Raw genomic sequence first — 23,037 nt, 5'->3', positions numbered from 1 at the left:
GCATGCCGACGATGCATCTCTCCGCGCTGGCCCAGCTGGGCTTGACGGGTCTGCTGGTGGCGCTGCTGCCACTGACCATGGTCTGGGTGTCCGCGGACGCCAATAAATACCGCAAGCTCGTGTGGATCGCCGTCTTTTTGACGGTCGACCTGATCATGTTTGGCGGTTTTACGCGCCTGTCCGATTCCGGCCTCGGCTGCCCGGACTGGCCCGGCTGCTATGGCTCGGCCAATCCTTTCCTGGCGCACGAGCACATCGTGGCGGCGGAAACGCTGATGCCGACGGGCCCCGTGACGGTGGTGAAAGCGTGGATCGAAATGACCCACCGCTACCTGGCCATGGCCATAGGCGTCTTGATCGTGGCGATGATGGTGCAGGCGTGGCGCCAGTGGAAGAAAAGCAAACGCGAGGAATTTGCGCCCGCGCTGCCCACGGCGCTGTTTTTGTTCGTCTGCCTGCAGGGCGCGTTCGGGGCCTGGACCGTGACCTTGAAACTGCAGCCCGTGATCGTCACCATCCACTTGCTGCTGGGCATGGGCTTGCTGACCATGCTGACATGGCTGGGCGGGCGCCAGGACCATGCCGTCCAACCCCTGCTGCGCGCCGATGCGGACGCTGCCGTGCTGCGCCCTGTGCGCGCGCTGGCCATCTTTTCGCTGGTGCTGTTGACCGTGCAGATCGCGCTGGGCGGCTGGGTGAGCACCAACTACGCCACCCTGGCCTGCACGGATTTCCCCCTGTGCGGCGGCAAGGTCATTCCGGAAATGGATTTCGAGCATGGTTTCCATCTGTGGCGCGAACTGGGCAAGACGGCCGCCGGCCATTACTTGCCGTTTTCCGCGCTGACGGCCATCCACTGGGTGCACCGCAATTTCGCCTTCATCGTGCTGGCTGGCATCGGCTATACGGTGTTTCGCGCGTGGAAACTGCCGTCCTTGCGCAGCACGGCCCGCTGGGTTGCGCTGGTGCTGGTTCTGCAGGCGGCCACGGGCCTGGCGACGATTTACCTGAGCTGGCCATTGTCGATTGCCGTCCTGCATAACGGCGGGGCGGCGCTGCTCGTGTTATTGCTGACCATGTTAAACTACAAGGCTAAATTCCAACTCGATGTAGCGCGGAAATCTGCTTCCGCCTCCGCGCCAGTGCCCTCGGCACCAGCCAGTCCTTCCCGTATCGCATAAATGACTACTCAGACCATCAGCCGTAAACCATCCCCCCGCATCGCCCAATATTGGGCGCTGACCAAGCCCCGCGTGACGCAACTGGCCGTGTTTTGCGCCGTCATCGGCATGTTCCTGGCCAGCGAGGAGTTGCCTGACTGGCGCGCGGTGGTGTTCGGCACCATCGGTATCTGGCTGCTGGCGGGCGCCGCGTTTGCCGTCAATTGCCTGGCCGAGCGCGAGATCGATGCGCGCATGGCCCGCACGGCGCGCCGTCCGATGGCCATGGGCGACATCACGGTGAAACAGACGGTGGTATTCGCGCTGGTGATCGGCGGCCTGGGCATGGCGATTCTGTATCACCTCGTCAATCCGCTGACCATGTGGCTGACCTTTGTCACCTTTGTCGGCTATGCGCTGATCTACACCATGGTGCTGAAACCGGCCACGCCACAGAACATCGTCATCGGCGGCCTGTCCGGCGCCATGCCGCCCGCACTGGGCTGGGCGGCCGTCGCCAACGACGTGCCGATGCAGGCGTGGTTGCTGGTCCTGATCATTTTTGTCTGGACGCCGCCGCACTTCTGGGCCCTGGCCATGTACCGCCGCGACGATTACGCGCGCTCGGGCCTGCCCATGCTGCCCGTCACGCACGGCATGCAATTCACGCAATTCCACGTCTGGCTGTACTCGATCGCGCTGGCCGCCACCACCTTGCTGCCATACGCCGTGCGCATGAGCGGCCTGATCTACCTGGCCTCGGCCGTGGTGCTCAACGCCGGCTTCCTGTACTACGCGTGGAAGATGTACCGCCACTACACGGACTTGATCGCGCGCAAGGCGTTTACGTTTTCCATCATCTACCTGGCCTTGCTGTTCGCGGCCTTGCTGGTCGACCACTACATTCCCCTCGGCACATGAAAAAAACCCTGACTCTGTTGTTGGCGGCCGCGCTGGTCGCCGTCCTGGCCGGCTGCGGCAAGCCTGCCGCGACCAAGCTGGCATTCAAGAACACGGACGTGACGGGCCTCGGCTATGCGCGCGAGTTCGCGCTGACGGACCACACGGGCCACCCGCGCACCCTGGCCGACTACAAGGGCAAGCTGGTGCTGGTGTTCTTCGGCTACACGCAATGCCCGGACGTGTGCCCTACCACCATGGCCGACATGGCCCAGGTGATGCGGGAGATGGGCCCGCAGGCGGATAAAGTGCAAGTGCTGTTTGTCACCGTCGACCCCGAGCGCGACACGCAAGCCTTGCTGGCGCAATATGTGCCGGCCTTCGACAAGCGTTTCGTCGGCCTGTATGGCGACGCGGCCGCGACGGCCAAGGTGGCCAAGGAATTCAAGGTGTATTACGCCAAGGTCGAGGGCGAGACGGACAGCAGCTACACGGTCGACCACACGGCCGGCACCTATGTGTTCGACCGCGACGGCAAGATCCGCCTGTTCGTGCGCCACGGCGAAAAGCCCGCCGCCATCGCGCACGATCTTAAACTTCTGCTATCCTGATCCGGTCGCGCCGCTAGGCGCCATCTTCAGGACATGCAGTACATGGACAAACGTTTCGAGCCCCACGCCCGCCTGGCAGCCATCATCTTCCTGTTGATCGGCTGCTTTTTCGTCTTGCGGCCCTTCCTCGCTGCCATGCTGTTTGCCGCCTGCGTGGGCATTTCCAGCTGGCCTTTGTACTTGCTGCTGCTCGAACGCCTGAAAGGCCGGCGCAACTGGGCGGCCGCCATCATGACCCTGTCGCTGCTGCTCGTCATCGTGCTGCCGCTGGCCCTCGTCACCTACAACCTGGCCGACAATGTGTCGCGCATCTATGAACAGTTGCGCGCCGCGCTGGAAACGGGCAGCTTGCATCCACCGGCCTGGCTGGCCAGCATTCCCGTGGTGGGCGAAACCATCGCCGGCTACGTGGATCGCCTGCTCGCTGACCGCGAGGAATTACTCAATTTAGGCAAGACGATGCTGGAACCGGCGCGCCACTTCCTCGCTTCCGGCGGCATCCTGCTGGGTACGGGCCTGGCACAGACCAGCCTGGCCGTGTTCGTCAGCTTCTTCCTCTACCGCGACGGCCAGCAGCTGAGCCGCGCCCTGATGACAGGCGCCGGCCGCATCATCGGCGACAGCGCGCCGGGCGTGGGCCTGACCATCAGCCGCACCGTGCGCGGTGTCATGTACGGCTTGCTGGGCACGGCGCTGGCGCAAGCGCTGGTGGCCGTGGTGGGTTTTCTGATCGCCGGCGTGCCGGCCGTGGCCCTCTTGGGCGTGGCCACCTTCATCTTTTCGCTGATCCCCGTGGGACCGCCCTTGATCTGGGGCGGCGCGGCCATCTGGCTGTTCAATGACGGCAAGACGGGCTGGGGCATCTTTATGCTGGTGTGGGGAGGCTTGCTGATCAGCGGCGTGGATAACGTGGTGAAACCCATGCTGATCAGCCGCGGCAGCAGCCTGCCGTTTTTGCTTGTGCTGCTCGGTGTGCTGGGCGGCGTGCTGGCCTTCGGCTTCGTCGGCATCTTTATCGGGCCGACCCTGCTGGCAGTGCTGTACAGCTTGCTGCAAACGTGGACGGTGGGCGAGACCACCGTGCCGCAGGGCAAAGATACCCTGACGAGCAAGAAGTAGTTAATCTCTTAAATCCGCATCCAGGTCCCGTTCCTGCTTCGGGATCACTTTGATCAGCACGATGCGGGGCCCGTTCATCTTCTTGACGACGATGTCGAAGTCGACAAAGGTGATGCGCTGGCCCTGCTTCGGAATGTCACCGAGCTTGACCATGATCAAGCCGCCCACCGATTCCACGTCGTCCAGCCCCAGTTCCTCGTTTTCGATATCGATGCCGAGGATGCGTTCGAGCGAGAAGATGGGCAGGCTGGCCTTGCCGATCAGGGTGCCGTCGCTCTGCTTGAGCCAGTCGTTTTCATTGCGGCGGAATTCATCGCGGATTTCGCCGACCATGGCGCCGAGCAAGTTATCCAGGGTGATGAAGCCCAGCGGGCGCTTGCCCTTTTCGCCGATCAGGGCGAAGTGGGGCGCGCCGTCGCGAAAGCGGCGGAACAGTTCCAGTGCCGGCGTGCGGGCGGAAATGATGTCCACGGGACGCAGGAACGGCGTGAGCGAGGTGATCGGCTTGCCCGCCTGCTGGGCAAAGAACAGATCCTTGAGGTGCACGACACCGAGCACGTCGTCTTCATTCATGTCGAAATACGGGTAGCGGCTGAAGCGGTTACGCAGCACCGTGTCGAGGTTTTCTTCCAGGGTATTCGACGCGTGCAGCGCGATCACTTCATTGATCGGGCGCATCAGGTCCGACACCGTCATCTGTTCGAAATCGAGCGACTGCGCCAGGATGTTGCGCTCGTCGCGCGTAAACTTTTCGCCGGGCTGGCTGGTGCGCAGGATCAGTTTCAGTTCTTCGGACGAGTAATGGGCGTCGTGGCCGCCCTTGCCGGACAGGCCCGCCAGGCGCAGCACCCAGTTGGCGCTGGCGTTGAGCAGGTAGATGGCCGGGTACATGGTCCAGTAGAAACCATACAGGGGAATCGCGCTCCACAGGCCGACGGCTTCCGGGTTGCGGATGGCCATCGATTTAGGCGCCAGTTCGCCCACGACGATGTGCAGGAAGGAAATCACGCTGAAGGCGACGACGAAGGAGACGCCATGGATCAGCTCTTGCGACGTGACGCCGATGGCGCCGAACAGCGGCTCGAGCAAGCCGGCGAACGCCGGTTCGCCGACCCAGCCCAGGCCCAGCGACGCCAGGGTGATACCCAGCTGGCAGGCGGACAGATAGGCGTCCAGCTGGCCATGCACCTTGGCCAGGATGCGGCCCCGCAGTCCCTGCGTCTTGGCGATGGCGCGGATGCGCGTGCGCCGCAATGTGACGATGCCAAACTCGGCGGCAACAAAAAAACCGTTCAGCGCGACCAGGAAGAGGGCGAGCAGGACTAGCAAGACATTGTGCATGGGGGCGCTGAAGATGGGCTGGTAAAACGTCATCTTAAACGACGAAGGGCGCAGTATCCTAATTTCCGGCGAATCGGCCCTGCGGTTTTACACGATGCTGCGGCGTGCGGCGTCGACCAGCGGCGCGGCGCCCTGGTCGCCCAGCGTCTGCAGCAAGTCCTCGAAGTCGTGCGCGCGGCCATGCGCCAGCTCGGCAGCGCTGAGCCCGATAATCTGCAGGAAGGCAAATTTTCCCGAGACCAGTGCATATTCTTCCGGGTAATGTTTGCTGGGCACCATGATGATGGCGCTCAGCGCGGACTGCTGGCCATCGATGGGGCCGCCAACGGACATGCGGTCCCAGACGTCCAGCGGTTCCTGGTCACCGAAGCGGCCAGCCGCCAGCAGCATCTGATACGCGGCGAACCTGCGCACCAGCGCCAGCGCCCATGGCGACTGTTGCGGGCACTCCAGCAGCAGTTCGCGGCCCAGTCCCGTCCACTCTTCCTCCGCATCGGGTTCGTCGTCCCATGGGTTGGACAGGCCCGACGACACGTAGACCCAGTGCGGCCGCTCGGGCGTCGGCGGGCATTCGAACACGCCGATATGCAGCCAGCGCGGGTCGACTTGCGTGCAGTTGAACAGCTGTTCGAACAGGGACAGGTCGAGCGGGTAGATGCCCGGTCCCAGGTCCCCGAACAGGGCTGTATAGAGCGTTTCTTCGCGCTGGGCCCAGGCTGTTTCCAGAAGGCTGCTTGCGGCGCCGTCATTGCTAATGTTGGTCATGTCGGTTCACTGAAATGGATGAGCATTTGAGTATAAAACATGCAACTTTATGACGGCGTACGGTTCAACTGGCCGATGCGCCGGCCTCAGGCCGCTAGCTTGGCGGGAGCCGTTTGCGGCCCGCCGCGCATGGCAAAGACCATGACGGCAGAGACGATGGCCGGGATGGCGACGACGAGGAAAATCGTGCTGTTGGGCCAGTTCAGGCGGATCAGCTCGCCGCCAAGCACGGGGCCGATGATGGAGCCGATGCGCCCGATGCCCAGGCTCCAGCCGATGCCCGTCGAGCGCAGGGTGGTCGGATAGTAGCTGGCCGCCAGGGCGTTGACGGCAGGCTGGCCGCCCACTACGCAAAAGCCGGCGATGAAAATCGTGATGAACAGGAAGGCCAGCGACACGTCCGGACGGCCGATCAGGGCAATGGCCACGGCGGCGACCAGGAAGCACGGCAGCAGGATGCGGCGGAAGCTCGAGCGGTCGATCAGCTGGCCCATGACGAGGGTGCCGATGGTGCCACCCACTTGCAGTGCCGTGCCGGCCAGCACGGCGTTGGCCGTCGACAGGCCCGCTTCCTTGGCGATGGTCGGCAGCCAGTTTGACAGGAAATACAGGTTCAGCAAGTTCATGAAGTTGATGACCCACAGCAGTATCGTCATCTTGGCGCGGCCGCCCGTAAACAATTGCAGCACGGGCGCGCCCTTGTGTTCCTTCTCATGCACGACGTATTGCGTGTCGGCCGTGATGGTCACCGTCGGGTCGATGCGTTTGAGCCACTTGGCGACCTTGTCCAGCTTGCGTTTCTTGAGCACGAGGAATTGCATCGACTCCGGCAGCAGGAAGAACATCAGCACGCCGATGACCAGCGGCACCACGCCGCCCACGTAAAACACGGATTGCCAGCCGAAGGCGGGAATCAGCGCGGCGGACAATAGCCCGCCCAGCACGGCGCCCAGGGTAAAGCCGCACGAGACCAGCATCATCAGCGTGACTTTCTTGCGCAGGGGGCTGTATTCGCCAGCCAGGGCCATGGCGTTCGGCATCACGGCGCCCAGGCCCAGTCCCGTGATGAAACGGATCAGCTGCAATTGCTCGATGGTCGTTGCCAGCGGCGTGACCAGCATGCACAGCGAAAAGAAGATGGTCGAGCCGATCAGCACGGGACGGCGGCCGAATTTGTCGGCCGTGATGCTGAAGACGAGCGAGCCGACCAGCATGCCCAGCAGGCCCGCGCCAAACACGGGGCCCAGGTTGGCTTTGCTCACGTGCCAGTCGGCAATGATGGCCGGGGCCACATAGCCCATCGCCTGCACGTCGAAGCCATCCATGATGACGCACAGCCCGCACAGGATCAGCATGCCGATCTGGAAAGAGCCGATCTTGTTGTTATTGATGAGATCGGGAATATCGATCGTCTTGCCTGCCGTGGACATGGTGCCGCTCCTGTTTTTTATGGTGATCGCACCCTTCCGGCGAGGGCTGGGCGCGTGTTTGTCTCAGGCTTTATTACAATCGCTTTTGATTGATTATTCAAACGTTATTTTCGAATGGATTTATCAGCTTTCCTTGTGAATCTTCGGGTGGCCCTGGATGGCCGCCAGGATCACGTCGAGCGCCGGGTGCATGATCTTGCGCTCGTTCGAGATGACGTAAAACTGTTCGCGCAGGGATGAGGCGTCGCCGACCAGCACGGCGCCGAATTGCTCTTCGATATCGGCCGCCAGACTGGCGGACGCGAAGAACAGGCCCAGGCCCTTGCGGCCAAACGCGTTGAGCATGGCGTTGTCCTCGAATTCGCCGACCACGTCCGGGCGCACGCCTTGCTGCACCATCCATTCGTCGATGCGCCCGCGCAAGGCGTTGTTGCGCGCCGGCAGCAGGAATGGCGCACCGTGCAGGCTGTGCGGGAAATTGTCGCGGTATTGTTCGGCCAGCGCGGGGATGCCGAACAGCTTCATGGCGCTCTCGCCCCACAGGTGGCTGGACACGCGCAGGCTGGCGCCGGCCGGCACGGCGCGGTCCGTCAGCACCAGGTCCAGCTTGTGCAGGGCCAGGTCGGCCAGCAGGGATTCGAATTCGTCTTCCAGGCACACGAGTTTGATGGGCTGGTCCAGGCTGCGCGTGGCGTCGAGCATGCGGTACGCCATCAGTTTCGGCAGCGAATCGGAAATGCCCACCGTCAGGCGCATCTTTTCCGCGTCCGCATCGGCCAGCGCGTCCTGCATCTGTTCGCCCAGCAGGAAAATCTGGTCCGCATAGCCGAGCGCCAGGCGGCCCGCTTCCGTCGGCACCAAGCGCCGTCCCTGCGGCTGCAGCAGGGATTTGCCCAGCTCCTTTTCCAGCAGGGCCAGCTGCGTGCTGATGGTTTGCACGGCCAGTCCCAGCCGTTCAGCCGCGCGCGTCACGCCGCCTTCCTTGGCGACCACCCAAAAGAAGTACAAATGGCGGTAATTGAAGCCCGTGGTTTTCATCGCTGCACCCTCTATCTTCTGTTTTTACGAAGTAATACTTCCATTATCTTCTATTTTTAAATGTGTCGCACGTCCCTATACTACGTTCCATTGAATTTGGATAAAGGGAACTATCGATGAAACATTTCAGAGTGTCATTTCTAGTGACATTTATCTGCCTGGGCATTTCCGCCTGGTGGGGTTACACGCACGGTGGCGTGCAGACGATGCTGGCGGCGCTCGGTATCGCGGTGATCCTGGGCGTGATGGAAGTCTCGCTGTCGTTCGACAATGCGGTGGTCAACGCCTCGGTGCTGAAGAACTGGGACAAGTTCTGGCAGGGCCTATTTCTGGGCGTCGGCATCATCATCGCCGTCTTCGGCATGCGTTTGCTGTTCCCGCTGGTCATCGTGGCGCAAGCGGCGGACCTGGGCTTGATGGAAGTCTGGAATCTGGCACTGAGCAATCCTGAACAGTACTCGATGCACCTGACGAATCACCATGCGGAAGTGGCGGCCTTCGGCGGCATCTTCCTGCTGCTGGTGTTCCTGAACTTCCTGCTGGACGATGAAAAAGAAACGCACTGGTTGGGCCGTATTGAAGAAAAACTGGGCGCGCTGGGCAAGGTATCATCGATTTCCGTGATGATCGCGCTGGGCACCCTGATGGCCAGCCTGTCGATGATCGAAGAAGGCCAGAAACTGGTGGTCCTGACGGCCGGCCTGTGGGGTATCCTGACCTACGTGGGTGTCGACGTGATCAGCGGCTTGCTGGAAGGCGATAACGGCGACGGCAACATGGGCGACATCGTCAAGCGCGGCGGTATTGGCGGCTTCCTGTATCTGGAAGTGCTCGACGCTTCGTTCAGCTTTGACGGCGTGATCGGCGCGTTTGCCATCACCAAGGATGTCGTGATCATCATGCTGGGCCTGGCTATCGGCGCGATGTTCGTGCGTTCGATGACGGTGTTCCTGGTGCGCAAGGGTACGCTCGACGAGTTCGTTTATCTGGAGCACGGCGCGCACTATGCGATCGGTATCCTGGCCGTGATCATGTTGGTCAGCATGAAGTTCCACATTCCCGAGATCTTCACGGGTCTGATCGGCGTGGCCTTCATTCTTGCCTCGCTGTGGTCGTCGATCCGTTACAAGCGACGCATGGCCTTGCTGGAAGGCACGGAAGATAAACAGCCTGAGCTGGAAGCAGCAGCCAAGGCGTAAGAGATACGCGGCAAACGTCTACACCCGTTTGCCAGCGTGATGCAGCAAGCGCCGCCGCCGGCCTGGGGAGTCGGGCCGGTGGAGGGCGCCAGGTGTTTTGCAAGTTAATTATCGCTGGACTTTTATTTCACATAGGAGAAATACATCATGGCAATCAGTCTGCAAAAAGGCGGCAACGTCAACCTGAGCAAAGAAGCTCCTGGCATCTCGAAGATGATCATCGGCCTGGGCTGGGATGCCCGCGCCACCGATGGCGCCGCGTTCGACATCGACGGTTCCGTATTCCTGTTGAAGGCGGACGGCAAGGTACGCGCCGACGTCGACATGATTTTCTACAACAACCTGAAATCGAGCGACGGTTCCGTCACCCACTCGGGCGACAACACCACGGGCGCCGGCGATGGCGATGATGAAACCGTCATGGTCGACCTGGCCACAGTGCCAGCCGAGATCGACAAGATCGCCGTCTGCGTCACGATTCACGATGCCGAAGCGCGCAAGCAAAACTTTGGTATGGTATCGAAGGCGTACGTACGCTGCGTGAATGCCAACGGCAACACGGAAATCGCCCGCTTCGACCTGTCGGAAGACGGCTCGGCCGAAACGGCGATGGTCTTCGGCGAAATCTACCGCAATGGCGCCGATTGGAAATTCAAGGCCATCGGCCAGGGCTACAAAGGCGGTCTGGGCCCACTCGCCGCCTCTTTTGGTGTAGGTGTATAAGATTTGATTTAAAAGTCACAACGCCTGACAAAACCGTAGCGAGCGGAAGGGAGAGGTGGCTAAGAAGCGCAACCGTACTCGAGTACGGTGAGCATCGCAGGCCGCCTATACCGACGCGCAGTAGGTTTAGTCAGGTGTTCCGCGGAGGAACAGGTATGCCAGTTTTTACTATTACCGGGGACGTCGACCCGTTCCTGCATGTGTCGCTTGCCAAGGGTGAGAAGATTTATTGCGAATCCAATGCGATGGTGATGATGGAAACCAATCTTGAGCTGAAAGGCAAGATGACTGGCGGCATAGGCGCCGCGCTGATGCGCACCTTTGCCAACGGGGAATCGTTCTTTCAGCAGCATATCGAAGCCATGCGGGGCGACGGCGACTGTCTGCTGTCGCCGACTCTGCCTGGTGCGATGCGGGTGCTCGAGGTGGGTGCCCAACAATACATGATCAGCGACGGCGCCTTCGTGGCGGCCAGTGCTGGCGTGGAATTGAAGGTGCGCACGCAGAGCCTTGGCAACGCGCTGTTTGCCCAGAGCGGTGGTTTTTTCATTACCGAGACGGCAGGCAGCGGCCAGTTGGCGGTGTCCGGTTTTGGCGCGATGTCGATACTGGAAGTGACGCCTGGCAAGGACGTGGTGATCGATAACTCGCACGTCGTGTGCTGGGACAACCGCCTGCAATACGAAATTTCCATGACGACCGGCAGCAGCGGCGGCTTTCTGGGCAATTTGATCAACAGCCAGACCAGCGGCGAGGGCATGGTACTGAAGTTTTCAGGCACGGGAAAAATCCTCGTGTGCTCGCGCAACCGCGCGGCCTTCCTCGCCTGGACCCAAAGCAAGCCGGCGTAACTAATATTTGATGTAACCAAGCAAACAGGAGCTATGCGTATGTCTGTCAATTTGAGCAAGGGCCAGAAGATTTCTCTGGACAAAGAAGCTGGTACCACCCTGACCCGTATCACCATGGGCCTGGGCTGGGATGCGGCCAAGACCAAGGGTTTCCTCGGTTTCGGTTCGAAGACGGAAGCCGTCGACCTGGACGCGTCGTGCGTCATGTTCGATGAAAACAAGAGCACGTCCGACATCGTCTGGTTCCGCCAGCTGAAAAGCAAGGACGGCAGCATTGTCCACACGGGCGACAACCGCACGGGCGCGGGCGATGGCGACGACGAACAGATCAATGTCGATCTGTCGAAAGTGCCGGCGCACGTGAAAAGCCTGGTCTTTACCGTCAACAGCTTTACTGGCCAGAACTTCTCGCAGGTGGAAAACGCCTATTGCCGCATCTTGAATGCCAGCAATAACCAGGAAGTCGCGCGTTTCAACCTGTCTGTGCAAGGTACCCACACGGCACAGATCATGGCCAAGCTGTACCGCCATAACGGCGAATGGAAGATGCACGCCATCGGCGAAAACGGCAACGGTCGCACGTTTGACGACCTGATGCCGCAGATAGCCGTGCATCTATAAGGAGCAGTACGCAGCGGGCGGGGGACGGACCGGATACCGGCCCTTGTCCGCTGCTCTATTTTGAAGGAGAGTATGTCGTGATGCGATTGCTGATAGCCTTGCTACTTCCGTGTCTCACGTTTTTCATGCTGGGGCGCCCGCTGGCCGGTGCCGCCGCCTTGATCTTGCAGTGCACTGTGATCGGCTGGGTGCCGGCGGCCCTGTGGGCCCTGTACACGGTGAACCAGCATAAATCGGAGCAGGAACTGGAAGGTGCGTTAAGCCGCAGCTACATGCGCAGGCGTAGTCGGTTGATTTAAATCAACCGGGCGCTTGGAATCCTTGCGCTAAAGCCCGCACGAGTGATCGTGCGGGCTTTTTCGTGCCCGCTCACTTCTTGCAGCGTATCGGCACGTTCACGGAATTGCCGTCCGAACTCAGGTTGCGGTACTGCAAATCTTCGCTTTCGATGGCGAAGCGGGGTACGGCATGCACATAGCGCTGCTTGCAGACGGTGTCGTCATTGATCAGCTGGCCCGCCAGCATGTAGTCGCACAGGGCGAAGCGCGATTCCTCGTCGTCGAGGATCAGCACGCGCGCCGCGCTGTACAGCGCCGATTGCAGCACTTCCGGGCTGCAATTTTCCGGGCCCGTCAGCTTCAGATGGGTTTTCGTCTGCGTGGCCAGGCGTTGCAGCTTGACGAGGGCGGCGCGTTCTTCCTTGCGGGCACTGTCGACTTGCGCATCGCCGCTGGCCAGGCGCAGCGCCAGCGAGGCGATCTGGTCGATGGAAATATGCCAGGCAAAGCCTTCGAGCCGCGTGCGGATCTGGCCCGGCAGTGGATCGGCCGCGTCGACTTCGCAGCGGTACTGGCCCAGATGGGGACGGCACAGTACGGGGATGGCAAAGGCCGAGGTACGTTTGCCCTTGACGAATTTCTGGCTCAGGTCGCCAAAATTTTCATGCGTGATGGTATCGAAGCGGGCTTGCCCAAAGCCCATCTTGACGAGGTTTTCCTTGCGCTGGCGCGAAAACAGGGCGTCGACGGCATCGTAGATATTCTTGTTGAAGATGCGGTCCAGCGGCTGGCGCTCGTCCGACATCTTTTCGAATACGGCGCTGGAATTGGGCGCGTTGGCATCGATGGAAATGAGGATGAAGGGCTTGCTGTTCAAACGCGGCGGCACGACGGCCATGTCGTTGCCGTACAGCTGCGTCAAGGCCACGTCCCACAGGGTTTCCACGCCCAGGTTGTCGGCCGCGCCGCCATCGAACAGGTGCACGTACGACGGCGATTCGCGCGACTCGGAACCGAGCTCCGGCACGAAGGTGTTTTTCGGGCGGAAACGCTCGAAGGTGACGGAATCGAACACGCCGGGAAAGGCGGCCGAGGTGGCCACGGCCGTGGCCAGGCGGATATCCTGGATCGGCGAATGCAGGGTGCCGTAAAAATACTCATAGGAAAACACCACGCGCTTGCCGCCATCGGTGGCGTCCGTCGCGTTGGCCAGGAAGATGGGACCGTCGTGCGGCAAGTCCTCGTAGGTTTTCTTGTCGTACAGCACATCGTCAAACACGTCGGACAGGAACGAGGTACGTGTCTTGTTCGTCAACAACATCGTCGTCAGGTTGGCCGGTTTCAAAATGGTCTGGCCGAAGAAATCCGTTTTCAGCTTGCTGCGCAGCAAAGGCCAATCCGTCTGCTTGCCATGCAGCGCATAGTAGCCGCCCGCGATTGCGCCGCCCGAGACGCCGGAGATGGCCGAGGCGCCGCTGACGAGGCCGAACTGTTCCAGTTGCTCCAAGGAGGCGGCCGAGAAATTGGCTGCGCGGCTGCCCCCGCCGGACAGGGCGATGCCGATGAAGTGGTCGTTGGGCATGGGATTCTGGATGCGCGCCTTGGGCGCATCGATGCGCAGGCGCGGGGCTTCCTGCACGGTGAACATGCGGTTTTCGACGCCGCTGTTGGGGCGCAGGGCGAGTACCGTGCAGCCGCTCAGCAGCGCAACGAGGATACATGGTGCAAACAAGCGTGGATTCATGCGTGATCTGTGCGTAGTCATTGGTTGGGATACGGACGGAAATCGTGTGCGATTCTAGCAAACTTGTCTTTGCCTGTATCTATCCTTGCAACTGGTACGCGACGAGGGCGGCGTTGTAGCCGGCGTGCACCAGCATGGGTGCCAGCAGCGCGCCGCTGCGCTCGTATGCGATGCCCGTGCACAGGCCCAGCGCGAAGGCGGGCAGCATGGCGGCGGGTGGATGCACGGTGGCAAACAGGGCGGCGGCGACAGTGATCGCCTGCCAGGCCGGCAGCGAGCGGCGCAGGCCGCCCTGCAGCAAGCCGCGGAAGATGAATTCCTCGCACAGGGGCGCGGCCAGCACGCCCAGGGCCAGCAGCCACAGCCCGTTGCCATTGATATGCATCAATGGCGACGATGCTGGCGGCAACAGGGCCGCGTAGCCGATGCCGAACAGCGCCGCGGCACAGGCGCCGGCGACTCCCCAGCGCCACGGCTGGCGGCCCTGTGCCATGCGCGGCACGCCGGCCGTCCCGGCGCGCCAATACACGAGGCGCAGCAGCACATACGTGAGCGGCGCGGCTGCCTGGTCCTTGAGCAGGATCAGCAGCAAGGTTTGCAGAATGAAAAACAGCATGGCGGCGATCAGGCCATCGGCCGCCGTGATTCTGGCCGGCGGCGAGGCGGCCGGATCGAGCAGGTAGGGCAAAGCGTCGCGCGCCTTTTGCCACAGGGCCACGGCCAGCGCGCCCGTGAGCACGACAAACACCAGTTGCTGCACTAGGCTGCCGGCGGCCAGCGCGGCAATGTACAGGCCGGTGAGCAGCAAATACAGATACGTGTAAGTGGGGCGCACCTTGGCCGTGGTTTCCATGGCCAGCGGATCGCTGGCAAACACGCCCAGCGCCACGGCGATCAGCGAATACAGGGGGATGCCGGCCAGCGCCAGCAGCATCAAACCCGCCATTTCCCAGCGCCAGGCGTCTTGCCAGGCCAGCGCCGCACCAAACAGGATCAATGGATACAGCAGGGCCAGCGCGGCCCACAGCTGTGCCTTTTGCCGCAGTGCCTGTTCGACGGAAACGGGAAACGTGTACAGCAGCCACAGCGCGCCGCCTTCCTTGTTGAGGGTCTGGAAGGCCGACATCAGCAGCACATAGGTGCCGAGGAAGAAGCCCGTCGAGGCCAGCAGGACGGGATTGTCCAGCAGCGCGTGCAGGTCGCGCGCCTGGCCTGTAAACAGGGCCTGGCCGCCGAGGATCAGCACGGGCATCAGCAGGGTTTGCACGAGAAAATTGCGGTCGCGCAAAAGCAACGTCAGTTCGCGCCGCTGGATCGCCGTGCCGATGCGCGGGCGCCACCGGCGTGTAGGCAATGGCGCCGCTGCCGGCTTGCGCGCGCCTTCGCGCTGTCCCTGGCCCACCACGCCGTGGCGCAGCTGGCGGCGCAGGATGGCCATGCCCAGCCACATCAGCAGCAGCATTTGCGCCAGCAGCAGAGCGGCGGGCAGCAAGGCGGCCATGCCATTGGCATTGAGCACGCGCAGCAGCATGCCCGGCGGCGTCCAGCTGCTCCAGGCGGGCATGGCGGCCGCCCACGCATACGCGAAGCCACCCGTGCCCATGCCGAACGACATGCCCATATACATGGGCAACAGCCCGGCCAGCGACATCACCGCCTGCAGATTGCCCAGCCGGGATGGCGTGAGCGACAGGCGTAAACCCGTGTCGATGAGGGTGCGCAGCATGGCGGCCAGGGCCAGCAGGACCAGGCTGGCAAGCAGGCCGGACAAAGGGGACATCCAGCCTTGGCCCGAATACCAGGCGATCACTGTCGTGCTGGGCCACAGGGCCAGCAAGCCCGCCGGGTTGACGAGCGTGCGTTCGAGCACGCGCGCCCACAGCAAGGTGCTTTTCTCGACGGGCAGGGTGACCAGCGATTCCAGATCCCAGTCCGGCTTCGACAGTTCTCCCATGCCCAGCGGCAGCAGGACGCTGACCAGCCACAGCAGCGCCAACTGCAGGGTCAGCCCGCCGGTCAGCGCCGCGCTGAACGGCGTGGCCATCAGTTGTGCAATGACGGGGTCGAGCAGGTGGCTGCCCGTGTGCAGGCTGCCGCGCGCCTGGCAGGCGGCGACCTGGTCCAGCAGGCAATGCATGTTCAGCACGCTATGGCGGGCGATGCTGCCGAAGGACAGCAGCATGGGCAGCAAGAGCAGCGCGCCCAGCAGCCAGCGCCCGCCACGCTTGCCCGGCGTGGCGGGGCGGCTTTTATTGTTTTTCTTGAAGGAAAAGCCCCTGCCGCTGACGTTGAGCAGGCGCTGCAGGCGCAAGCGGGTCAGCAGCCAGACGGCGCGCCAGGCGGTGGGTGGCGCCGGTGTCATGCCGTGGACGTTTCATCGGTCAGTTGCAGGAAGAGGTCTTCCAGGCTGCCGTCGCTGGACAGCTGCCGGCGGATATCGTCCAGGCTGCCCGTGGCGACCAGGGCGCCCCGGTGGATGATGGCAACGCGGCTGCACAGTTTTTGCGCCATATCGAGCAAATGCGTGGAAACGAAGATGGTGGTGCCGGCCGCGGCGATGCGCAGCAAGCGTTCCTGCACGTCGCGCGAAGCACGCGGGTCGAGGCCGTTGATCGGTTCGTCGAGGATCAGCACGGCCGGATCGTGTATCAGCGCACAAGCCAGGCCCAGTTTCTTTTTCATGCCCAGCGAGTAATTGATGGCGAAATCCTCGCTCGCCTCGTCGAGCCCGAATTCCGTGAGCAGGCGCGCAGCGCGGGTGGCCGCTTCCGTGCGTGAAAAACCATGCATTTCGGCCACGAATTGCAGGATTTCACGGCCCCGCAAATAGTCGTAAAAGATGGGATTGTCGGGCAAATAGCCGACCTTGCGCTTGACGGCGGCGCCGTCGCGGTGGCAGTCGAGACCGTCAACCAGCACGCGCCCGCTGCTGGGCACGAGGATGCCCATCAGCATGCGGATGGTGGTGGTCTTGCCCGCCCCGTTCGGGCCCAGGAAGCCGAAGACTTCTCCTTTGCCCACTTGCAAGGTCAGCGGCTTGACGGCTTCGAAGCTGCCGTACTGTTTGGCCAGGCCCTGGAATGTGATCATCGTCTGTCCCTCAGCAAGCGCCGAAGGCGGCCAGCAGGCGCCGCTCGCCGGCCGGCGTGATGCGCAGGGCGCGGCTGTCGAGTTCGCGCTCGGCCCAGCGCTGGCGCAGGGCCAGTTGCAGCAGGGCGGCTCCCAGCGCGCCGCCCAGGTGGGCACGCCGTTCGCTCCAGTCCAGGCAGGCGCAGGCGAAGCGGCGGCGCTGCTGGAGCAATTGCTGCACGTCGATGCCCAGGGCCGCCATGCCGGCCGCGCCCGCTTCCGACAGACGATATTCTCCGCCGTCGTCCAGCAGCCAGCCCTGCGCGTGCAACTGGTCGTGCAGGGCGACGGCGACGGTGCCGGCCATGTGGTCGTAGCAGGTGCGCGCATGGCGCAAGCGGTCCGGTGTCGAAGGGGTAAACGGCGTTGCCGGCACGCCGGCCACCACCAGCAGCGCTTCGAGGGCTTGGCCCACTTCCGCGCTGGCCAGGCGGTAATAGCGGTGCTTGCCCTGCGCCACCATTGACAGCAAGCCATCGTCGCGCAAGCGGGTCAGATGGGCGCTGGCCGTCGAGGCGCCCACTTCGGCCAGCGTCGACAATTCCGTGGCCGTGCGCGCATGGCCATCGAGCAGGCTGCACAGCATGCGCGCGCGGGCCGGTTCGGCGATGGCGCCGGCCAGTTGCGCCAGGCCCATGTCGGCCGAGGGAAGTTTGTCATCCATGATTCGTTCGCTGGCGAAGTGTTGTGGTGGAAGGACCAGCATACTCGTGTCCCCACCTCACTGCAATGGAATGCGCATGCATCTCGCCGATCCCGCCGACCCTTTTTCCGCCGTCACCCATGCGGCGCCGTATGACTACTATCGCCGCCTGGCGGACGGCCCGCCGCTGCGTTTCGATGCGGCACTCGATTGCTGGCTGGCGACGGGCGCGGCCGGCGTGCAGGCCGTGCTCGAGCATCCCGCTTGCCGCGTGCGCCCGCCGGGCTTGGGCGTGCCGCAGAATCTGGCAGGCACGCCGTGCGGTGCGATTTTTGCCGAACTGGTGCGCATGAACGATGGCGAGCGGCATGCCGTGCCGAAACAGGTGCTGGCGCGCGCCTTGGCCCAGGTGGACCTGGCGCGGCTGCAGCGGCAGGTCGCACATCTCGCTGGTGACCGCGTTCCCGCCAGCGCCGCCCAGCTGAACGAGGCGATTTTTCAACTGCCGCTGTTCGTCATGGCCCACTTGCTGGGCTTTGCGCCAGCGCAATGGCCGGCGCTGGCCGCCTGGACGCGCGATTTTGTTGCTTGCCTGTCGCCGCTGAGCAATGGTGAACAACTGGCTGGCGCGCAGGAGGCTGCCGATTCCCTGCTGCAAGGTTTGGGCCACTTGCTGCGCGAGGGCAACGCGAGGCCGGGCAGCCTGCTGGCCAGTATCGCGACAGAGACCGATGCCATGGGGAGCGGCCTGCTGGCCAACCTCGTGGGCTTGCTGTCGCAGACGTGCGACGCCACGGCCGGCTTGCTGGGCAATGCCATCGTTGCCTTGCACGCGCAGCCGGAGTTGCTGGCGCAACTGCGCGCGTCGCCTGAGCGCTGGCCGGCCATGCTGCGCGAAGTCAGCCGGCATGATCCCTCGATCCATAACACGCGCCGCTACACGGTGGACGTTGTGGAATGCGATGGCGTGCGCGTGCCTGCGGGGCAGATGATCGTCGTCGTGCTGGCCAGCGCCGGCCATGCGGAGTCGGGCTTTGGCCATGGCCGCCACGTCTGTCCGGGCCAGTCCATCGCGCACGCCATCGCCGCAGCTTGTTTGCAAGCGTGGGCCGACAGGCTGGAAGACTTGCCGCTGGCGTGGTGTTATCAAGCGTCGCTGAACGCCCGCATCCCTGTGTTTACGCAAGGAGCGAGCGCATGATCGCCGTGATTTTTGAAGTGTGGCCCAGTGCAGAAGGGCGCCAGCAGTATCTGGATCTGGCCGCCGCGCTGCGGCCTTTGCTCGACGAAGTCGATGGTTTCATTTCCATCGAGCGCTTCAGCAGCTTGAGCGAGCCGGGCAAATTGCTGTCGCTGTCGTTCTTTCGCGACGAGGCGGCGCTGGCGCAGTGGCGGCAGCTGGAAGCGCACCGGGCGGCGCAATCGGCTGGCAGGCAGGGCGTATTTGACGATTACCGGCTGCGCATCGCCGCCGTCGTGCGCGATTACGGCATGCTGGACCGGCAACAGGCGCCGACCGACAGCCGCCAGCGCCACGATGCCTAGCGCTTAGCGGGGCAGGGCGCCCTGCGTGATCTTGACCTTGACCCGGTAGGTGGGCTGTTCTGCGTTCAGGGCTGGCGGCGTGGCCGGATCGACGTCGAGCAAGGTAAACGTCAGGTGGTTGACGGTGACGGAACTGGAAGCGCCCGGCATGGAATCGGACAGGACGATGTCCGTGGCGCCCGCACTGTTGAGCAAACTGAAACTGTAGCTGACGTAGCCTTTCCATACGCACACGGCGCCTTTGCGGCAGCGGCTGTCGTTGACGCGCTCGAGTTTCAGGGTATCGGTGGCCGTGATGGCGACCTGTTCGCCCGGCGACAGCACGTGGGTGACGCTGCGCGGCGTGTTTTCCGCGTCGCCGGCGCTGCCGGCCGCGCCGCAGCCGGCCAGTACGGCCAGGCAGGCGAAGAACAGGGGAAGCAGCATGGTGCGGTAAGAGCGGGTCAGAGAATGCATGTTTTTCCTTTCAGGTAGAGCGTCCCGGGCGTGCCTGTGCACGCGTGGGATAAAATGATAGTAACAAAATGATATTTTTCTGGCGCACTATTGACGTGCTGCCGATGAATTCACGCGCCGGCCACGCGGCGCGCCGATTACTGCGTAAAATGGCTGTTTTGAAAATCAGGAAACAACCATGAAAAAAACCGACCTGGCCAAAAGCGATGCCAAGAAACTGATGGGAAAGATGAATGTTCCCGGCGCCGGTGCATTCGGTAAGGAAGCGGTGGTCGTCGACCGCCGCGAGCAGCGCAAGCGCGACCAGGCCCTGGGTCTGGTGCCATTCGCCGTCAAGCTGAACAGCGATCTGGTCTTGCAATTGCAGACCCTGGCCAAGGAGCGCGGTGCGGATCTGAATGAATTGGTCGCCGAAGTCCTCGTCAAGGGCTTGGCCGCAGCTTAATGGGCTGCCATGTTTATCTGTTGATAAACATCAACTTGTAAAACTAAAAGGCGCCTTGCGGCGCCTTTTGCATTGCGGCATTGCTTGCGATTACACCCAGGCGGCCAAGGCGCCCTTCATTTTTTTCAGCGCCGCCACTTCGATCTGGCGGATGCGTTCGGCCGATACGCCGAACTCTTCTGCCAGCGCGTGCAGGGTAGCGCCCGAGCCGTCGTCGTTGGCCAGCCAGCGCGCTTCGATGATGCGGCGCGAACGGGCGTCCAGCTTGCTCAAGGCCGTTTCCAGGCCTTCCGATTGCAAACGCGTCACTTGTTCCGCTTCCAGCACCTTGGTCGGCTCGCTTTGCTCCGACGACAGGTAGGCGATCGGCGAAAACTTGTCGTCTTCATCGTCGGTCGGCGATTCCAGTGCAATGTCGCGGCCGCTCAAACGCGTTTCCATCTCGATCACTTCTTCGCGCTTCACGTCGAGCAGCTTGGCCAGCGCATCGATCTGCTTCGGCGTCATCGCATCCAGGCCCGTCTTGTGGCTGCGCAGGTTGAAGAACAGCTTGCGCTGTGCCTTCGTCGTCGCGACCTTGACCAGGCGCCAGTTTTTCAGGATGTACTCATGCATCTCGGCTTTCACCCAATGCATGGCGTACGACACCAGGCGCACGCCTTGGTCCGGATCGAAACGTTTCACGGCTTTCATCAAGCCGATGTTGCCTTCCTGAATCAGGTCGGCATGCGGCAAGCCATAGCCCAGATAGCCGCGGGCAATCGAGACCACCAGGCGCAGGTGCGACAGCACTAGCTCTTGCGCGGCGGCCAGGTCATTTTTTTCGCGCAGGCGTTTCGCCAGCGAAATTTCTTCGTCGTGGGTCAACATGGGCAGGCGGTTCACGGCCGAAATATAGGCGTCGATATTGCCCAGATTGCCAGTGAAACCGAGGCCCAGCGCATTACTTTTGGTCGGAACCAATGCGGACGTTGCGGACATCATAGTCATGTTTTCTCCCTCGTAGTCTTGCTTTGTTCCAGTTGGCCACGTCACGCGACGTGGTCCTGTTGTCTGTTCGTTTTTGCGTATCCGGTCTTGCACTTGCAGAGCGCGGCACCATCTTCATCTGGCGTCCATGGCGCTACTGCCTTTGGTATGTCCCTATATTAGCACTCTCTGCCTGAGAGTGCCAATCAGCACATTTAATCGTCCTGATAGCCTAAATACTATGGCGGATTAATGCTTGATATATATCTCTGAACAGCGATTTGACCACGTAGCTAGTCTACGGCCTCTGGCTGAAGCGAGCCTTAAGAATACTTGCTTAATATCAAGATAACAGCAGTATGGGAGACGCATGGCGGCACCGAAGGCGCCGCCATGGAAGGGATGGTCAGTTCAGGCGCGCCAGGTGGCGCTGCACGCAGAGGAAGGCGCCGATCAGGCCCAGGCCGGCGCTGACGGCCAGCAAGCCGGCCATCGGCAGCGGCGCCAGCGGCACCAGCTGGAATTCGGACGCATACAGGCGGGCAAACTCGGCAATCGCGGTATTCAGCGGTTGCAAGGCCAGCGCCACGGCGCCCAGGGCCAGCGCGCCGGCGCACAGGCCCAGCAGGGCGCCCGTGTAATAGAAGGGGCGATGGATGAAGGTGTCCGTCGCGCCGATCAGTTTCGAGATGCTGATTTCATCGCGCTGCTGCATCACTTGCAGGCGGATGGTATTGAAGACCACAGCGATCACGGCCACGCCCAGGGTGATGGCCAGCAGCAGCAGCACCAGGCGCAGCACGCCCAGCAGGGCCGCCAGGCGCTTGACCCAGGCCGAATCGACCTGCGCCGATTCCACGCCGGGCAAATGGCGCAGCTGTTCCGCCACGGCATCGACATCCTGCGCTTCGCTGGCGCTGCTGAAGGCGTCGAGCTTCAGCACATAGCTGTCGGGCAAGGGATTGTCGCCCAGGGTGCTCAGCACGTCGGCCAGGCCATTCTTGTTTTTCAGGGTGTCGAGCGCCTGTTCGCGCGGGATGAAGACGATCTTTGCCTTTTGCTCGCCCACGATTTTGCGCATGGCGCTGGCCAGAGCCACGGCTTGCTCGCGCGGCGTGTCGATCTTCAGGAAGACGCTGATTTCCGGGTCGACCGACATCTGTTCCGACATCGGGCGCACGTTGTCGAGCATGGTCAAGCCGGCGAACGGCAGCGACAGGGCGATGGCGACGACGAGCACGTTCAACAGGAAGCCGCCCGGCGACTTGCGCAAGTGAATCAGCGCCGAGCCCAGCGCGAAGCGGTGTTGACGGAACCAGCCTCTCATGGCTGTTCTCCCTGAGCGTCGTCTTGGTTGGGGGACGGTGCAAAATCGGGATCGGGCGGGGCGAAGACGGGCGCTTGCGTGGCCTTGTCGATGGCCACCAGCTGGCCGTTTTTGAGGTGAATTACGCGGGCGGCGGCGTCGAGCATCTGTTCGTCATGGCTGGAAATGAGGCAGGTCACGCCCACCGAGTGGAAGGCTTTCAGGGCGTCGAGCACCTTGTTGGCGCTGGCGCGGTCCAGGTTGGCCGTCGGTTCGTCGGCCAGGATGATCTGCGGCCGGTTGACGATGGCGCGCGCGATCGACACGCGCTGCTGCTCGCCGCCCGACAGCGACAGCGGACGCGCCATGGCGCGGTCCAGCAATCCCACCTTGTCGAGCGCGGCGCGCGCGCGCTGCTCGGCGGCCGCCTTGTGCGCGCCGACGACGAGCAGTGGCAGCATGACGTTGGCCAGGATGGAGCGGTCGTTCAATAACTTTTGCTGCTGGAAGATCAGGCCCATGTTGCGGCGCAAAAACGGCACGCCGGCCGGCTTGATCTTCGCCATGTCCTGGCCATTGACGATCAGCTTGCCCGACGTGGGGCGTTCCATGGCGGCGATCATTTTCAGCAAGGTGGATTTGCCGGCGCCGGACGGGCCGGCCAGAAACACCAGCTCGCCCTTGGCAATACTGAGCGAAATGTCGCTGAGCGCCACGGCATCGGGGGAGTATTGCTTGGAGACGTGCTGAAATTCAATCATGTA

24 protein-coding genes are annotated in these 23,037 nt (G+C 62.6%); 12 read left to right on the top strand and 12 right to left on the bottom strand.

What is annotated here, in order from left to right; genetic code table 11:
- Positions 1-11 precede the first annotated feature (11 nt).
- Genes AC54AG_RS27560 through AC54AG_RS27545 form a run of 4 tightly spaced genes read left to right on the top strand, consistent with a single transcriptional unit; the run spans position 12 to position 3,790 of the window.
- Positions 12-1,181 (top strand): COX15/CtaA family protein, encoded by a 1,170-nt coding sequence (locus tag AC54AG_RS27560; protein ID WP_496632552.1) that lies wholly within the window; start codon positions 12-14, stop codon positions 1,179-1,181.
- Positions 1,182-2,081 (top strand): heme o synthase, encoded by a 900-nt coding sequence (cyoE, locus tag AC54AG_RS27555; RefSeq protein WP_331778615.1) that lies wholly within the window; start codon positions 1,182-1,184, stop codon positions 2,079-2,081.
- Positions 2,078-2,671 (top strand): SCO family protein, encoded by a 594-nt coding sequence (locus AC54AG_RS27550; RefSeq protein WP_496632506.1) that lies wholly within the window; start codon positions 2,078-2,080, stop codon positions 2,669-2,671. The genes cyoE and AC54AG_RS27550 overlap by 4 nt, the downstream gene beginning before the upstream one ends.
- Before the next feature lie 42 nt (positions 2,672-2,713).
- Positions 2,714-3,790 (top strand): AI-2E family transporter, encoded by a 1,077-nt coding sequence (locus tag AC54AG_RS27545; RefSeq protein ID WP_496632504.1) that lies wholly within the window; start codon positions 2,714-2,716, stop codon positions 3,788-3,790.
- Here AC54AG_RS27545 and AC54AG_RS27540 read toward each other — a convergent pair whose 3' ends face one another.
- The 4 genes from AC54AG_RS27540 to nhaR all read right to left on the bottom strand — a co-directional run bounded on the left by AC54AG_RS27540 (position 3,791) and on the right by nhaR (position 8,364).
- A complete protein-coding gene (locus tag AC54AG_RS27540; protein ID WP_331778613.1) occupies positions 3,791-5,131 on the bottom strand; it encodes a hemolysin family protein in 1,341 nt (446 codons plus the stop codon).
- 87 nt (positions 5,132-5,218) lie between these two features.
- Positions 5,219-5,896, bottom strand: a complete 678-nt coding sequence (locus tag AC54AG_RS27535) for a suppressor of fused domain protein (protein WP_219330110.1) — start codon at positions 5,894-5,896, stop codon at positions 5,219-5,221.
- An 86-nt stretch (positions 5,897-5,982) separates the two neighbouring features.
- Positions 5,983-7,326, bottom strand: coding sequence for an MFS transporter (locus tag AC54AG_RS27530; RefSeq protein ID WP_496632501.1), 1,344 nt, complete (start codon positions 7,324-7,326; stop codon positions 5,983-5,985).
- A gap of 123 nt (positions 7,327-7,449) precedes the next feature.
- Positions 7,450-8,364 (bottom strand): transcriptional activator NhaR, encoded by a 915-nt coding sequence (nhaR, locus tag AC54AG_RS27525; protein WP_496632499.1) that lies wholly within the window; start codon positions 8,362-8,364, stop codon positions 7,450-7,452.
- 116 nt (positions 8,365-8,480) lie between these two features.
- On the opposite strand from nhaR, the gene AC54AG_RS27520 reads away from it, so the two are divergent.
- The 5 genes from AC54AG_RS27520 (at position 8,481) to AC54AG_RS27500 (ending at position 12,057) form a co-directional block, all read left to right on the top strand.
- The gene (locus AC54AG_RS27520; protein WP_034748969.1) at positions 8,481-9,563 is read left to right on the top strand and encodes a DUF475 domain-containing protein; all 1,083 of its coding nucleotides are present in this window, start codon (positions 8,481-8,483) and stop codon (positions 9,561-9,563) included.
- 147 nt (positions 9,564-9,710) lie between these two features.
- On the top strand, positions 9,711-10,286 hold the full coding sequence (locus tag AC54AG_RS27515; protein WP_034748966.1) for a TerD family protein: 576 nt from the start codon (positions 9,711-9,713) through the stop codon (positions 10,284-10,286).
- A gap of 155 nt (positions 10,287-10,441) precedes the next feature.
- The gene (locus AC54AG_RS27510; RefSeq protein ID WP_099379745.1) at positions 10,442-11,137 is read left to right on the top strand and encodes a TIGR00266 family protein; all 696 of its coding nucleotides are present in this window, start codon (positions 10,442-10,444) and stop codon (positions 11,135-11,137) included.
- Between the two features lie 39 nt (positions 11,138-11,176).
- Entirely contained in the window at positions 11,177-11,758 is a 582-nt protein-coding gene (locus AC54AG_RS27505) for a TerD family protein (RefSeq protein ID WP_034748960.1), read from the top strand.
- Between the two features lie 80 nt (positions 11,759-11,838).
- The gene (locus tag AC54AG_RS27500) at positions 11,839-12,057 is read left to right on the top strand and encodes a hypothetical protein (RefSeq protein ID WP_034748958.1); all 219 of its coding nucleotides are present in this window, start codon (positions 11,839-11,841) and stop codon (positions 12,055-12,057) included.
- A 70-nt stretch (positions 12,058-12,127) separates the two neighbouring features.
- Here the strand turns inward: AC54AG_RS27500 and AC54AG_RS27495 are convergent, their stop codons facing one another.
- The 4 genes from AC54AG_RS27495 to AC54AG_RS27480 form a co-directional block, all read right to left on the bottom strand.
- Positions 12,128-13,780 carry a patatin-like phospholipase family protein gene (locus AC54AG_RS27495; protein ID WP_496632496.1) on the bottom strand — a complete coding sequence of 551 codons (1,653 nt, stop codon included), beginning with the start codon at positions 13,778-13,780 and terminating at the stop codon, positions 12,128-12,130.
- A 79-nt stretch (positions 13,781-13,859) separates the two neighbouring features.
- Positions 13,860-16,142, bottom strand: a complete 2,283-nt coding sequence (locus AC54AG_RS27490) for a CPBP family intramembrane glutamic endopeptidase (protein ID WP_496632494.1) — start codon at positions 16,140-16,142, stop codon at positions 13,860-13,862.
- Positions 16,139-16,870 carry an ABC transporter ATP-binding protein gene (locus AC54AG_RS27485; RefSeq protein WP_496632492.1) on the bottom strand — a complete coding sequence of 244 codons (732 nt, stop codon included), beginning with the start codon at positions 16,868-16,870 and terminating at the stop codon, positions 16,139-16,141. The genes AC54AG_RS27490 and AC54AG_RS27485 overlap by 4 nt, the downstream gene beginning before the upstream one ends.
- Positions 16,871-16,880: 10 nt before the next feature.
- The gene (locus AC54AG_RS27480; RefSeq protein WP_338680857.1) at positions 16,881-17,573 is read right to left on the bottom strand and encodes an ArsR/SmtB family transcription factor; all 693 of its coding nucleotides are present in this window, start codon (positions 17,571-17,573) and stop codon (positions 16,881-16,883) included.
- A gap of 76 nt (positions 17,574-17,649) precedes the next feature.
- On the opposite strand from AC54AG_RS27480, the gene AC54AG_RS27475 reads away from it, so the two are divergent.
- Together AC54AG_RS27475 and AC54AG_RS27470 are read left to right on the top strand one after the other, a co-directional pair.
- On the top strand, positions 17,650-18,753 hold the full coding sequence (locus AC54AG_RS27475; RefSeq protein WP_496632490.1) for a cytochrome P450: 1,104 nt from the start codon (positions 17,650-17,652) through the stop codon (positions 18,751-18,753).
- Complete coding sequence (locus AC54AG_RS27470) at positions 18,750-19,097, top strand: antibiotic biosynthesis monooxygenase family protein (RefSeq protein ID WP_046683373.1); 348 nt, start codon at positions 18,750-18,752, stop codon at positions 19,095-19,097. Before AC54AG_RS27475 ends, AC54AG_RS27470 begins: the two co-directional genes overlap by 4 nt.
- A gap of 3 nt (positions 19,098-19,100) precedes the next feature.
- Here the strand turns inward: AC54AG_RS27470 and AC54AG_RS27465 are convergent, their stop codons facing one another.
- Positions 19,101-19,553, bottom strand: a complete 453-nt coding sequence (locus tag AC54AG_RS27465; RefSeq protein WP_331778605.1) for a hypothetical protein — start codon at positions 19,551-19,553, stop codon at positions 19,101-19,103.
- Between the two features lie 178 nt (positions 19,554-19,731).
- Here AC54AG_RS27465 and AC54AG_RS27460 point away from each other — a divergent pair, with 178 nt between their 5' ends.
- On the top strand, positions 19,732-19,998 hold the full coding sequence (locus tag AC54AG_RS27460; protein ID WP_034748940.1) for a hypothetical protein: 267 nt from the start codon (positions 19,732-19,734) through the stop codon (positions 19,996-19,998).
- 90 nt (positions 19,999-20,088) lie between these two features.
- Here AC54AG_RS27460 and rpoH read toward each other — a convergent pair whose 3' ends face one another.
- The 3 genes from rpoH to AC54AG_RS27445 form a co-directional block, all read right to left on the bottom strand.
- Positions 20,089-20,982: an RNA polymerase sigma factor RpoH gene (gene rpoH, locus AC54AG_RS27455; RefSeq protein WP_034748938.1), complete on the bottom strand. Its 894-nt coding sequence runs from the start codon at positions 20,980-20,982 to the stop codon at positions 20,089-20,091.
- Between the two features lie 391 nt (positions 20,983-21,373).
- Entirely contained in the window at positions 21,374-22,294 is a 921-nt protein-coding gene (gene ftsX / locus AC54AG_RS27450; RefSeq protein ID WP_070222518.1) for a permease-like cell division protein FtsX, read from the bottom strand.
- Positions 22,291-23,034 carry a cell division ATP-binding protein FtsE gene (locus AC54AG_RS27445; RefSeq protein ID WP_139091682.1) on the bottom strand — a complete coding sequence of 248 codons (744 nt, stop codon included), beginning with the start codon at positions 23,032-23,034 and terminating at the stop codon, positions 22,291-22,293. The genes ftsX and AC54AG_RS27445 overlap by 4 nt, the downstream gene beginning before the upstream one ends.
- Between the last annotated feature and the right edge of the window lie 3 nt (positions 23,035-23,037).

Source organism: Janthinobacterium sp. BCJ23, from assembly GCF_059617945.1.
This window is presented reverse-complemented; position numbering and strand designations above follow the sequence as displayed.